The sequence below is a fragment of the Mariniflexile sp. genome, assembly GCF_041583155.1.
GTDB lineage: Bacteria > Bacteroidota > Bacteroidia > Flavobacteriales > Flavobacteriaceae > Mariniflexile.
Genome location: NZ_JBFHGK010000069.1, coordinates 1 through 13,904, shown reverse-complemented (window position 1 = coordinate 13,904; position 13,904 = coordinate 1). Strand labels below are relative to the sequence as shown.

Sequence of the window (13,904 nt, the reverse complement as noted above, 5' to 3'; positions counted from 1 at the left end):
CCTTTTAAACCGGGCTTAGTTGGTGGACATTGTATAGGTGTTGACCCTTATTATTTAGCTCAAAAAGCACAGGAGGTTGGTTATCACCCAGAAATTATATTAGCAGGTCGCCGTGTGAACGATAGTATGGGGCACTATGTAGCTTCAGAGATTATTAAATTGATGGTACAGAATGATATCCGTATCAAAGGAGCTAAAATCCTCAATTTAGGCATCACCTTTAAAGAAAACTGCCCCGATGTACGTAACACCAAAGCGGTAGATGTGATCAATCAACTTAAAAGTTACGGTACAGATATTACCATTTACGATCCTTGGGCGAACCCAGAAGAAGTGATGCATGAATATGGCTTGATAACCACGAATGGTCACCCTGAGCCTGTCGAAGGGCAATTCGATGCCATCGTGCTTACCGTTGCTCACAACGAGTTTCTAAATATAGACCTCAAAGCCCTTTTAAACCCGAATGGTGTTTTATACGATGTGAAAGGGGTTTTGAAGGGGCAAGTTAATGGAAAGTTGTAATGCGATTTAAATTAAAGCAAATTTAAGTATTGTGAGTCAATTAAAAAAAGGTGCTGCCTTAAACTATATTACTATAATTTTAACTAATCTAGTTGGATTACTGATTACTCCCTATATGATTCGACAATTAGGTAATGCTGAATTTGGATTATATTCCTTAGTTGGTGCTTTAGTTGGTTATATTGCGATTTTAGATTTTGGGCTGGGGCATACAATTATTCGATTTGTCGCCAAATATAAAGCTGAAAACGATAAAAAAGGTGAAGAGAATTTTTTAGCAACAACTATGGCTATTTATTTATTTATATCGATAATCGTAATTTTAATTGGCGCTATTTGCAATACAAATTTAGAATTTATTTTTCAATCATCTTTAAACAATTTGGAGCTTGAAAAAGCGAAAATTATGTTTATAATCTTAATTTTCAATTTAGCTATTGTTCTTCCAGGTGGAGCTTTTGATGCCATTTTGCAAGGTTATGAACAATTTGTGTTTCCAAAAGCATTAAATATTATAAAATATATTGTTAGATCTATTATGCTGGTAGGTATATTATATTTTGGAGGTAAAGCTATTTCAATTGTAATTTTAGATACAATCATGAACATGATCATTATTGTAATAAATGGCTTTTATGTCTTTAAAAAATTAAAAGTAACTTTTAAACTGCATAAATTTGAAACACATTTCGTTAAGGAAATATTCAAATACTCTTTTTGGATTTTTATTTTTATGATAATTGCTCAATTTCAATGGAGATCAGGTCAAATGGTATTGGGTATAATTTCGGATACGACGTCTGTAGCTATTTTTGCAGTCGGAATTATGCTCGGTGGATATTATGGAGCATTTTCTTCAGCAATATCAAGTCTTTTTATTCCTAGAGCAACGCAAATGACAGTTGCAAAAGTCTCAAATGAAGAATTAACTGATATGATGATACGTGTAGGAAGAATTTCATTTATCTCGCTAATTTTTATTCTTGGAGCATTTTTATTATTTGGTAAACAGTTTGTTTTTTTATGGGTAGGTGAAGCCTATTATGATGCATATATAATAGCGCTCATTATAATGTTTGCATATACAGTACCTTTAGTTCAAGGATTTGCAAATGCAATTCTCGAAGCTAGAAATATGTTAGCTTTTAAAGCATTAATATATTTTGTTTTTTTAATCCTTGGTACAATTTTAGGTGCAATTTTAGCTAAAAAATATAATGCAATAGGTATGATTTCTGGGATAGTATTTGGTTGGTTTATTTGTCAAAATATTATGAATATTTATTATCAAAAAACAATTGGTTTAAACATTATAAGGTTTTTTAATGAACTTTTTAACAAAACCATTTTAGGCTTTGTTTTTTCAATTATTATTGGTTTGTTAATAAATCAAATACCTGGATTTGATTGGTTCAATTTTATCATTAAAGCAGTTCTATTTACCTTAGTATTTGCCTCAGTTTTTTATTTTTATGTAGTAAATAATTATGAGAAGGAATTAGTGAATAATTTTTTGACAAAACTTAAATTGATAAGTAAAAAAAATGAAAAATAGATTAAGACACATCTTTTGGAGAATCCTTGGAATCGATTATAAGCAAACCCTTAGTATTCATGATTATGTTTTCTTGAAAGATGATAAGTTTTCTGTTTCAGGAAAACAAACTTATGATAATGGAGCTATAGTATTTAGATGGTCAGAAGCACCTTTAAAAATTGGAAAATTCTGCAGTATTGCGAATGGAGTAAGATTTATAGTAGATGAAGGATATCATGGTTCATCCAAAATAACCTCTTATCCATTATTAAATAATCTTTACAAAAACGAAATTAAGTCAAATACAGATCAGGACAAAGTAGATTTTTTAAAAAACATTAATCAAAAAGAAGGGATAAGCATTGGTAATGACGTTTGGTTAGGATTGGGTTGCTATATAATGCCTGGAGTTAAAATTGGAAATGGTGCTACTATTGCTGCAAATGCAGTAGTAACAAAAGATATTCCTGATTATTCGGTTGCCGCTGGAGTACCCGCCGTCGTCATTAAACAAAAGTTTGATAATGATACTATTTCGAAATTAAATGAAATAGCGTGGTGGGATTGGGATTTAGAAACGATAAAAAACAGAATTGAAGATTTTTATGATAGTCCGATCAATTTTGTGAAAAAACACTATATAAAGTAATGAAAAAAATGAGATTAGCATATTGTATAGGTTCACTGGCTAAACCAGGGGGTACAGAAAGAGTTTTGGCTAGTAAAGTGAATTATATGGTCGATAAATTAGGCTACGACGTGCATATTTTAATAATTGATCAGAAAGGATCTCCTTTGTGTTATGAGTTTTCTCCAAAAATTCAAATACACGACATGAAAGTATCTTCATTACAAAAAGGAAAAACTATTCCAGGAATTTCCTTTATTAAGAATGTATATAAAATAAGAACACTTTATAATAAAAAACTTGAAGAAATTCAACCAGATGTTATTCTAGCAGTTGAACGTGGCTACCATGATTTTGTTATACCCTACGTTGCTCAAAATATACCTAAAATTCGAGAATTTCATTTTTCTAAAGGAGCAGTACGTCTAAGAGCTAAAATTATGAAACCGTTTTTTAGAAAACTAAGGTATAAAATTTTGTATACCCTATTATATAGACAGTTTAAAAAATATGACAAATTAGTACTACTGACACAGGGGGATAAGATTTCGGAAAATTATGGAAATAACACAACCGTGATTGAAAATATGTTAGAGTCGTTTCCAATTAAATACTCTAAACTAAACGAAAAGAAAGTAATAAGTGTTGGAAGTATGAATGATGACAGAAAGGGGTTTCATAAACAAATATTACTTTGGAGAGAAATTAATGCTGCCTATCCTGATTGGACATTAAATATTTATGGAGATGGGGTGAAATTTAATGAGTATCAAAAATTAATAACGAAATTAGGGCTACAAGACAAGATAATTCTTCATGGCAGATCTAATGAAATTCCACAAAAACTTATCGAATCCTCTATTTTTATAATGACTTCTGAAGCTGAAGGCTTACCCATGGTTTTGATTGAAGCAATGTCCGCAGGATTACCTTGTGTATCTTACGATTGTCCCACAGGACCTGCAGATATTATAACCAATGGTAAAGACGGGTATTTAGTGGAGTTAAATAATGAAGGTGAGTTTATAAATCGCCTCAAGGAGTTAATGAAAAAAGACGAGCTTAGAAAAGAAATGGGTATGAAAGCAAGAGAGAAAGCTAAAAATTATCTTCCAGAAAGTATTATGCCTAAATGGGAAAAACTGTTTAAAGAATTGACTCCGAAATCATGAAAATAAAAACCATTACATGCCATGACGTTTATAATCATGGGGCTAGTTTACAAGAGCATGCTTTATTAAAACATCTTGAAAGCTTAGGCCATGATGCAGAAACTATTAATTATAAACCAGATTACCTAAGTAATCATTTTAAATTATGGATAGTTTCAAACCCCCGTTATGAGAAAAATTTAGCCCTTAAAGTTGCCTACTTAATTTTAAAATTACCAGGCAGATTAAAAAATCTTAAACGAAAAAAAAACTTCGATCTTTTTTCTAAAAAACACATTAAATCTACGGGAAAGCTTTATAAATCAAACGATGATTTAAAAAATGATATCCCAGAAGCCGATGCTTACATTTGCGGTAGTGATCAAATTTGGAATTCGTTTTTTCAAAATGGCAAGGATCCAGCGTTTTATCTTGATTTTGTGCCGAACAATAAATTAAAAATATCTTATGCTGCTAGTTTTGCTATCGATGCTATTGAAGATAATTTAAAACAATTTGTCAAAGAAAAAGTATCGCGATTAGATTATATCTCAGTTAGAGAATCGTCGGCGATCAAAATACTTGAAGAATTAGAAATTAAGCAAACGGTACAGGTTTTGGATCCTGTATTTCTATTAGATAAAGGCTATTGGGAAACATTAAGTACACCAAAATTAGCGGATAATTATATTTTTGTATATGATTGCGATAGTGACCCACTAATTCAAAAATTTGTAAAACTTCTAAAGAAAAAATTAAATTGTAAAATTATTACAGTTAACAATAATATTAAGTATGCCGATAAAGATTATAGTTTAGAAGGACCTGAAGTCTTTTTATCATTAATCAGAAATGCTGCTTTTGTGGTGTCTAATTCCTTTCATGCCGTGGCGTTCTCTATTATTTTCCAAAAACAGTTCACAGTATTCAACAGGTTTGAAAAAATTAATACAAGAATGAGAGATGTTGCTAATTTACTCGAAATTCCAGAATGCCTATTAACTAAGGAGATTGAAATTGATAATTTTAATTATGTTATCGACTATAATAGAATAGAACCAAATTTAATGGCACTTATAAAGCATTCAAAGAATTATATAAAACACTCATTAGAAAATAAAAGTTAGAATGAAAAATTTATTCCAAAGAGTAAAATCGAAGCTCCATGCTTTAATTTTTTGGCAAAGTTCAATTGGCGATTTTGCCAATAAAATGTATGATTTAAAATTATTTTACAAATACTCATTCAAAAATAATAATTTCAAAAGCAAAGAAAGTGAAATAGCTTTTTTAACAAAACAATATCATATCGTCGAAAAAGGATTAGCACTTCCTAACCCCAGGCTTGGTTTTGGAAAAGAAAAAATAAACCTTTTAGTAGATAGAACGAAACAGTATTATAAAAAAAATGGAGATGATGCGTTAGTAATTTCAATTAAGAATTGCTTATTAGAATATATTGAGTTTAACAAAAAAAATAATGTAAAAATTGAAGGAGACTATTTTAAATCGATTACAGATTTTATTGGTTTAAATAAAAATCATAATGAAGGTGGTACCTTAGAAATTAATAAAACTGATTTGCAAAATAGAACAAATATTGATTTTGAAAATTTTGTAAAAAGTAGATTTTCAGTTAGGGATTTTGCTGAAAAGGATGTTGAAATAGAGGTTATTAAAAAAGCCGTAAATATTGCTAAGTATGCGCCATCTGTATGCAACAGACAATCTTGGAAAGCTCATGTTTATACTCAAAAGGAAAATATTTTATCATTATTAAAAATTCAAGGTGGAAGTAATGGGTTTTCAGACAATATCAATAAATTAATTATAATTACTACCGACACGAAGGCCTTTACAAAATTAGAAAGTAATCAAATATATATTGATGGCGGTTTATTTTCCATGAATCTCGTCTTGTCGTTACATAGTCAAGGAATTGGTGCGTGTTGCCTAAATACCTGTTTTCCTTTTACTTCAGAAAAGAAAGTTAAACAAATTGGAACAATTCCTGAAAATGAAAAGGTTATAATGATGATTGGCATCGGAAATTTAAAAGAAACCTATAAAGTAGCTATTTCAAGAAAAAAAGACTTGACTCAAATAATGACAATACATTAAATTAAAACAAAATGATACCAAAAGTTATACACTATTGTTGGTTTGGAAGGGGTAAAATGCCCAAATTGGCAGAAATATGCATCGCGTCTTGGAAAAAACATTTACCAGATTATGAACTTCGCTTATGGAATGAAGACACTTTCGATGTAAATAGTAATTTATTTACAAAACAAGCCTACGAGTCTAGAAAATTTGCTTTCGTCACAGATTATGTGAGGTTACATGCATTATACAACCATGGAGGTTTATATATGGATACCGATGTTGAAGTAATTAAAAATATGGATTATTTTCTTCAATTCCCTGCATTCTCAGGGTTTGAAGATGAAATAAATATTCCAACAGGATTAATGGCTAGCGCTAAAGGTGGCAATTGGGTAAAATATTTACTCACATATTACGATAGTTTGCCTTTTATTAAAGAAGATGGAACGCATCATGCTACATCAAATACGTATACCATTGGGGAAATGACTAAAAAACTAGGTTTTCTTCCAAATAACACATATCAAGTTGTTGATAACGAAATACACATCTTCCCAAAAGATTATTTCTGTCCAAAATCACAGGTCTCTGGTAAAATAGAGGTCACCAAAAACACATATTGTATCCATCATTTTTCTGGATCATGGTTACCCATAAAAGCAAAAAGATTAACGCAAATAAAAAGAAGACTAATGCGAATTATTGGGGTTAAAAATGTTGAATTTTTAATAAAAACATTGCGCTTAGAAAAAATTAAAAAATTTATATGAAAAAAATATTACTCATATTTGGAACAAGACCAGAAGCTATTAAAATGGCTCCGTTAATAAAAGAATTTGAAAAATATCCTGAAATTTTTGAAACTATAGTTTGTGTTACAGCACAACATCGCGAAATGTTGGATCAGGTGCTAACACTTTTTAATATAACCCCGAATTTTGACCTTAATTTAATGAAACAGGGTCAAGATTTATACGATATTACCTCGCGTGTTTTATTGGGTCTAAGAAGTGTTTTAAAAGAGGTAACCCCTGATATTGTGTTAGTGCATGGAGATACTACAACATCTACCGCCGCTGCCCTAGCCTCCTTTTATCAGCAAATACCTGTGGGTCATATCGAAGCGGGATTACGAACCCACAATATTTATTCTCCCTGGCCAGAAGAGATGAATCGTCAAATTACTGGGCGCATTGCTACCTATAATTTTGCGCCAACAAACCTAAGCAAAGTAAATTTGCAAAAAGAGAACATAAATTCCAATAATATATTAGTTACAGGAAATACAGTAATCGATGCATTGCATTTGGTTTTAAAACAGATTGCCAATAATAAAGATATACAAAGTGATGTGCTATCTATTTTAGACAAAATAGGTGTCTCACCATTAAAATTACAAAGCTGGATAACTTCCGAGCGTAAACTGGTTCTAATTACGTGTCATAGAAGAGAGAATTTTGGAGAAGGTTTTACTAATATTTGTGACGCTATTAAACATCTATCGGAAAAATACCCAAATGTAGATTTCTTATATCCAATGCATTTAAACCCGAATGTTAGAAAACCAATTAAGGAAGTTTTTGGAGACATCAGCATAGACAATGTGTTATTTGTAGAACCTATGGAGTATTTGCCTTTTGTCTATATAATGAGTAAAAGTTTCTTGGTATTAACAGATTCTGGAGGTATACAAGAAGAAGCGCCAGGCATTGGCAAACCGGTTTTAGTAATGCGCAACACCACAGAGCGCCCCGAAGGTTTAGACGCAGGAACAGTTAAATTGGTTGGTACAAATAAAGAAGTAATCGTTCGGGAGGTTTCTGCATTATTAGATTCAAATGAGCTATATATAAAAATGTCTGAAGCCTCTAACCCCTATGGCGATGGTTTGGCTTCAGAAAGAATCGTTAAATTTCTAAAGGAGCACTTAAAATAGGCGATTTATTATGATGAAGGTAATGTACATAACAGATCAAATATATTTACATGGGGGTGGCGAACGTGTACTTACTAATAAATCTAACTACTTTCTTGAAAATAACCTTGCAGAAATATTTATTGTTACTTCAGAACAAAAAGGGAACCCACCATGTTACCCAATAAATAAAAAAGTTATTTTTAAAGATTTAGCCATTAATTATGATAGAACTAAAAGTTATTTCAGCATTGCTAATTTTATTAAAATACCTTCGCATTTTTTTAAATTAAAAAGAACAATTAGGGAAATAAATCCAGATGTGGTAGTTACCTTAAGTACCCAATTTGATTTTTATTTTTTACCATTTATAATGGCTAAAATTCCAAAAATAAAAGAATACCATTCATCAGGGCATCAAAATGCTTTAAATCGGCAGAATAACACCTCTTTTTTAAGAAAACTATTTTTTAAAATCAATGACTATATAGAGTCAAAGTATGATACTATTGCAGTTTTAACTAAAGATGAAGAGCAATATTACAACTCACATAATATTGTTGTAATACCAAATGCATTAACAAATTACCCATCTAAAACATCGTCATTACAAAACAAAGTAGCCATCAGTGCGGGTAGAATTGCTCCAGTAAAACAATTTGATAAATTAATTAATGCATGGGCTTATGTGGCCAATGTCTATCCCGATTGGAAATTAGAAATATATGGAAATGGAGATACTAATGATATAGAGGTATTACAAAAAATAATAAATAAATGTAATCTTACGAACCAAGTCCAACTTTGTGGCGCAACGAACGAATTAGAAGTTGCTATGTTAAATGCATCCTTATATGTTATGTCGTCTCAAACCGAGTGTTTTCCAATGGTTTTGTTAGAAGCCATGAGTTGCGGATTACCTGTAATTTCATTTGATTGCCCTCATGGACCAAAAAATATTATTAACGAAGCTATCGATGGCCACTTAGTTGAAAGGGACAATGAAAAAAAATTAGCTGATGCTGTACTTTCTATTATTAACAACAAAGATAATCTGCAAAAGAAAGGAAAACAAGCAAGAGAAAATATTAGAAGATTTAATCAAGATATAATAATGAATCAATGGATTGTTCTTTTTAATAATCTGACAAAAATTTAATACTAGTAAAACAATGTTCGATTTTTTACCTGCAAAAATATATTATGATGTGTATATCAACATATCATTAATCATTGTTGTTTTCACATTATTTCACACTTTCATTTTAAAAATTCAGGAGAAAAAAAACATCACGTATATTAATATTATTGGTTATATTTTCTTTGTTTTTTTAGTTCTTTTTATTGGTTTTAGACCATATAGTACGTATTTCGGCGATATGGGCGTATACTATAGGGATTTTATGAAATATAGTTTTGGTGGGGAATTGAACACAGCACAGGATCCATTTTTTCAATATTTCATGAAAATATGTTCTTATTTTTTATCCGCCAGAGGCTTTTTTGTGGTTAGCGCTATGTTATATATATTTCCACTATATAGAGTCTCAAAAATATTTTTTAAACAATATTGGTTTTATGCATTTTTAATGCTCGCAACGTCATTTTCATTTTGGTCCTATGGAGTAAATGGTATGAGGAATGGTTTGGCTACATCATTCTTTCTACTAGCAGTATCATATTATGATAAAAAAATTTGGATGATAATATTTTTCATAATTTCTAGTCAAATACATCAAACATTATTATTACCTATACTGGCGTTTTTATTGTCCCATCTATACAATAATTCAAAATGGTTTTTAACTTTTTGGGTTCTAGCAATACCGCTTTCAATTGCATTGGGAGGTTTTTGGGAATCATTATTTGCTTCATTAGGTTTTGGTGATGAACGCCTTACGGGATATTTAGTTGGTAATGATGATCTCGAAGGTACTACTTTCAGTAGTACTGGGTTTAGATATGATTTTCTTATATACAGTGCAGGGGCTGTATTTACAGGCTGGTATTTTATTTTTAAAAAGAACTTTAATGATAAAATTTACACGCATCTATACAACATATATCTATTTTGTAACGGCTTTTGGATATTAGTGATTCGTGCAAATTTTTCAAATCGTTTTGCATATCTATCTTGGTTTATGATGGCTTTAATAATTATTTACCCCTTTTTGAAAAATGAATTTTTTTCAAAACATCATGTAATGGTTGGTAAAGTTTTTACCGCCTATTTTATGTTTACTTTTTTAATGTATTATTTTTATTATGAGGGCTCTAGCTAAAATTATTAATAAGTAATTATAAATTTTATAATTAAAAGACAAAAAGACAGTCAATAAATAGATATTGTGTTCATTATAAAATTAAAGTAAGTAATTAAATTGCATATAAGAAAAACTTTTATGACTAAAATAATTTTTGTATCAAACTCAGAAAAAATCCATCTCTACCTTTGGGAATGCATTTTAAAGCTAGCCGAAAATATAGATAATGTTGAAATTCTTTTTTTTGTGGACAAATCCATAAAAAGCCACCAAGTAACTTTACCATTTATTATCAATCAAATAGATAAAGTCTTTAACTTTTATACAAAAAACCCATTTGAAAATAAGAATATAATTGATTTAATAAAGAAAGAAGGCAATATATCTCTAATCAAAAATTCTTCAGAATTAAAGAGAGTAGATTGGATAATTTTTGAGTCTATTCCCAATAATATGAATACATATAAGTCCCTTTCTAAAAATGGCATTATCACTTTAGATTTTAATAAAAACAAACTAATAAATAGAATTAACACTTTGCCCTATATAGACTTAAATATTCTTATTTATAATGAAAACTTTATCAATTGGGACATTGCTGAAACTATACAGTTAAAAAAAGAAATTGGTCTCAACAATAACATAAATAAAATTTTATTTAGCTATTCTATTTATCTTGCTAAATATTTAAAAAATTACACAAAAAAATCTAGTGTTAAATACGATTCAAGGCTAGAAACTTTCAATTATTTAAGTCTTATAACATATTATTTTACTTTCCTTTTTAAACAATTAAAAAGGAAAGCTTGGAAGAAGCAACTTAATTGGAAACTCGTTGTTCAAAAAAAGAATAAGAGAGCCCTTATAGACCAACCAAAAAATTCATTTTGGGCCGATCCATTTGTTATAAACTTTAAAAATAATATTGTTATATTTTTTGAAGAATTAAAAAATGATGGTAAAACAGGTATGATCTCTGCGATTGAATTAGCTGAGAATTTTGAAATTCTTAAAAAGAAGGAGGTTTTAAATGAAGACTATCATTTTTCATTTCCCAATGTTTTTTTATTCAATAACCAATATTACATGATACCCGAAACATCAGAACATAATGTTTTACAGCTTTATGAATGTAATAATTTCCCTTACGAATGGTCTTTTAAAATGAATCTAATGGAAAATGTTAAATTATTAGATACGGTTTGGGTATATCATAATAATTTATATTACTTATTTGCAAATGTTATAGAAGATTTTGAAATTGGAAATAATGAGAGATTATATATTTTCTATTCAAAAGATTTATTTTCTACTAAATGGACACCTCATAAGGAAAACCCTGTAATAACAAATGCCAAGTCGGCTAGAAATGCAGGAAACTTTTTTTTCGAAAAAGACAAATTATGTCGTGTCTCTCAAAATTGTTTTGATCAATATGGTGAAAATTTGGTGATCAATGAAGTTTTAGAATTATCAACTGATAATTACAAAGAAAAAATTTTGAGACAAATAAATCCACCAAAAGAATATATTGGAATGCATACAATGAACAGAATTGAAGATATAACAGTTTTTGATTATTTAATGAATGAATGAAAACAATTATAATAATAAATTAAAAACTTAAATGAAAGCACTAACAATTTTCACACCAACATATAATCGAGCATATTGTCTTGACCAGTGCTACCAAAGCTTACTTAGACAGTCGAATAAGAACTTTATTTGGCTAATAATAGATGATGGTTCAACTGATAATACTAAAGACTTAGTAAACTCTTGGATTTCAAATAATAAAATTGATATTGAGTATTATTATCAAGAAAATCAAGGTATGCATGGAGGTCATAACACTGCCTACAGCTTAATAAAAACTGAATTAAATGTCTGTATTGATTCTGATGACTTTATGCCTGATAATGCCGTTGAAATTATAATTGAATTTTGGCACAATAATGCTAATTCAAATTTAGCTGGATTCATAGGACTTGATGCCGATAAATCAAATTGTATTATAGGATCAAAAATACCAAAACATATAAATGAATCAACTTACAGCGAATTACATCAAATTCATAAAATAAAAGGCGATAAAAAACTGGTTTATAGAACTGAAGTCGTAAAGAAATACCCTAAATATCCAATTTTTAAAAATGAAAAGTTTGTTCCACTTAGTTGCTTATATCAACTTATCGATCAAGATTATAAAATACTCCCTTTGAACAAAGTATTATGTATTGTAGAATACTTACCCGATGGTTCAAGTTTAAATATGTTGAAACAATACCGCAAAAATCCTCAAGGATTTGCTTATTCTAGATTAATAGAAATGAAACTGGCTTTAACATATAAGGAACAATTTAAGAAAGCAATACATTATGTTTCCAGTAGTTTTCTTTCTAAAAATTATGCGTTTCTAAAAGATTCAACAAAGAAAATCACCACTTTTTTTGCAATTCCATTTGGTGTATTACTTTTTTTATACATTTTATCAAAAACCTCAAAAAATAGTTAATTGGAAAAACCTATTCGAATTTTACAAATTTTAACAGTAATGAACCGTGGGGGTGCTGAAACCATGGTTATGAATTACTACCGGCATATAGATCGAACCAAGGTTCAATTTGATTTTTTACTACATCGCCAAGACGAGGGAGTCTTCGATCAAGAAATACATCAATTGGGAGGAAATATTTTTAGATTACAAAATATAAGTTTAAAAAATTTGTTGGGCTATCAAAAAAGTTTGGACGAGTTTTTTCAAGAGCATTCAAAGTATAAAATAGTACACTCGCATCTTAATGCCCTTAGCTTTTTTGTTCTAAAAGCAGCGAAAAAACACAATATTCCCGTTCGGATAGCACATAGCCATACAAGTTTACATTATTTAAACTTGAATCCTTTTTCAAAAGAGCGACATAGTTTAAGTTTCATTTTTAAATTTTTTACACAAAACATATTTAAATTAGGAGTACCCAAATATGCTAATCATTATTATGCGTGTGGTATTACGGCCGGTAAATGGTTGTTTGGAAATGGAAATATTAAAAAAGTAAAGATTATCAATAATGCCATTGATGCGAGCCAATTTATTTATAATCCCAATACATCTATATCGAAAAAAAAAGAACTGGGTGTTGAAAATAAATTGGTTATCGGTCATGTAGGCAATTTTGTTGTTGAAAAGAATCATGCATTTCTTTTAGATATTTTCTATGAATTTAAAAAACTTAAGGAAGATTGTAAATTAATACTCGTGGGAGGTGGCGATGCCACTCGTTTTAGAAATAAGACGAAAGAACTCGGAATAGATAATGACGTGCTTTTTTTAGGTGTTAGAAGCGATGTAAAAGATATTTTACAAGCCATGGATATCTTTGTTTTTCCATCAACTAATGAAGGACTCCCTGTAACCCTAATAGAAGCTCAAGCGTCTGGTTTAAAAATACTTGCATCAAGCAATATTTCTAAAGAACTTAAAGTTACTGATTTAGTTGATTTCGTATCACTCGAAGAATCAGCAAAATATTGGGCAAAATTAGTTTTAGACTCATTAGATTATAATAGAAATAATACATTCAATAAAATAATTGAAGGTAATTATGATATAAAAAATAATGCATCAATGCTCCAACACTTTTATCAAAACTCTTTAAACGAATAGACAATGTGCGGAATAAATGGATTTATATCAACGAAACCCCTTAGTGAAAATCAATTAAAAAAAGATATAACGCTAATGAATGATTTGATTATTCATCGAGGACCAGATGATGAT

Annotated in this window: 13 protein-coding genes; all 13 read left to right on the top strand. The window is 29.6% G+C overall.

Going from position 1 to position 13,904, the window contains the following annotated elements:
• On the top strand, positions 1–525 hold a 525-nt coding region (locus ABYI63_RS16265), incomplete at its 5' end, for a UDP binding domain-containing protein (protein WP_372757877.1).
• A gap of 31 nt (positions 526–556) precedes the next feature.
• Positions 557–2,080: a lipopolysaccharide biosynthesis protein gene (locus ABYI63_RS16260; RefSeq protein WP_372757876.1), complete on the top strand. Its 1,524-nt coding sequence runs from the start codon at positions 557–559 to the stop codon at positions 2,078–2,080.
• Positions 2,070–2,711 carry a CatB-related O-acetyltransferase gene (locus tag ABYI63_RS16255; RefSeq protein ID WP_372757874.1) on the top strand — a complete coding sequence of 214 codons (642 nt, stop codon included), beginning with the start codon at positions 2,070–2,072 and terminating at the stop codon, positions 2,709–2,711. Before ABYI63_RS16260 ends, ABYI63_RS16255 begins: the two co-directional genes overlap by 11 nt.
• Before the next feature lie 8 nt (positions 2,712–2,719).
• A complete protein-coding gene (locus ABYI63_RS16250; protein ID WP_372757872.1) occupies positions 2,720–3,862 on the top strand; it encodes a glycosyltransferase family 4 protein in 1,143 nt (380 codons plus the stop codon).
• The gene (locus ABYI63_RS16245; RefSeq protein ID WP_372757871.1) at positions 3,859–4,968 is read left to right on the top strand and encodes a polysaccharide pyruvyl transferase family protein; all 1,110 of its coding nucleotides are present in this window, start codon (positions 3,859–3,861) and stop codon (positions 4,966–4,968) included. The genes ABYI63_RS16250 and ABYI63_RS16245 overlap by 4 nt, the downstream gene beginning before the upstream one ends.
• 1 nt (position 4,969) lies before the next feature.
• Positions 4,970–5,962, top strand: coding sequence for a nitroreductase family protein (locus ABYI63_RS16240; RefSeq protein WP_372757869.1), 993 nt, complete (start codon positions 4,970–4,972; stop codon positions 5,960–5,962).
• 11 nt (positions 5,963–5,973) lie between these two features.
• A complete protein-coding gene (locus ABYI63_RS16235) occupies positions 5,974–6,717 on the top strand; it encodes a glycosyltransferase family 32 protein (protein ID WP_372757867.1) in 744 nt (247 codons plus the stop codon).
• Entirely contained in the window at positions 6,714–7,883 is a 1,170-nt protein-coding gene (wecB, locus tag ABYI63_RS16230) for a non-hydrolyzing UDP-N-acetylglucosamine 2-epimerase (RefSeq protein ID WP_372757866.1), read from the top strand. Before ABYI63_RS16235 ends, wecB begins: the two co-directional genes overlap by 4 nt.
• Before the next feature lie 10 nt (positions 7,884–7,893).
• Positions 7,894–9,021, top strand: a complete 1,128-nt coding sequence (locus tag ABYI63_RS16225; RefSeq protein ID WP_372757864.1) for a glycosyltransferase family 4 protein — start codon at positions 7,894–7,896, stop codon at positions 9,019–9,021.
• A 13-nt stretch (positions 9,022–9,034) separates the two neighbouring features.
• Positions 9,035–10,144, top strand: a complete 1,110-nt coding sequence (locus ABYI63_RS16220) for an EpsG family protein (protein ID WP_372757862.1) — start codon at positions 9,035–9,037, stop codon at positions 10,142–10,144.
• A gap of 120 nt (positions 10,145–10,264) precedes the next feature.
• Entirely contained in the window at positions 10,265–11,722 is a 1,458-nt protein-coding gene (locus tag ABYI63_RS16215; protein WP_372757860.1) for a hypothetical protein, read from the top strand.
• Between the two features lie 31 nt (positions 11,723–11,753).
• Positions 11,754–12,641 (top strand): glycosyltransferase family A protein, encoded by an 888-nt coding sequence (locus ABYI63_RS16210; protein ID WP_372757858.1) that lies wholly within the window; start codon positions 11,754–11,756, stop codon positions 12,639–12,641.
• Positions 12,642–13,790, top strand: coding sequence for a glycosyltransferase family 1 protein (locus ABYI63_RS16205; RefSeq protein ID WP_372757856.1), 1,149 nt, complete (start codon positions 12,642–12,644; stop codon positions 13,788–13,790).
• Positions 13,791–13,904: the final 114 nt, after the last annotated feature.

Excerpts from the sequence above, each read along its gene's own strand:
- ABYI63_RS16255 (WP_372757874.1), top strand. The coding sequence starts at position 2,070 with ATGAAAAATAGATTAAGACACATCTTTTGGAGAATCCTTGGAATCGAT.
- ABYI63_RS16250 (WP_372757872.1), top strand. The coding sequence starts at position 2,720 with ATGAGATTAGCATATTGTATAGGTTCACTGGCTAAACCAGGGGGTACA.
- ABYI63_RS16245 (WP_372757871.1), top strand. The coding sequence starts at position 3,859 with ATGAAAATAAAAACCATTACATGCCATGACGTTTATAATCATGGGGCT.
- ABYI63_RS16240 (WP_372757869.1), top strand. The coding sequence starts at position 4,970 with ATGAAAAATTTATTCCAAAGAGTAAAATCGAAGCTCCATGCTTTAATT.
- ABYI63_RS16235 (WP_372757867.1), top strand. The coding sequence starts at position 5,974 with ATGATACCAAAAGTTATACACTATTGTTGGTTTGGAAGGGGTAAAATG.
- wecB (WP_372757866.1), top strand. The coding sequence starts at position 6,714 with ATGAAAAAAATATTACTCATATTTGGAACAAGACCAGAAGCTATTAAA.
- ABYI63_RS16225 (WP_372757864.1), top strand. The coding sequence starts at position 7,894 with ATGATGAAGGTAATGTACATAACAGATCAAATATATTTACATGGGGGT.
- ABYI63_RS16220 (WP_372757862.1), top strand. The coding sequence starts at position 9,035 with ATGTTCGATTTTTTACCTGCAAAAATATATTATGATGTGTATATCAAC.
- ABYI63_RS16215 (WP_372757860.1), top strand. The coding sequence starts at position 10,265 with ATGACTAAAATAATTTTTGTATCAAACTCAGAAAAAATCCATCTCTAC.
- ABYI63_RS16210 (WP_372757858.1), top strand. The coding sequence starts at position 11,754 with ATGAAAGCACTAACAATTTTCACACCAACATATAATCGAGCATATTGT.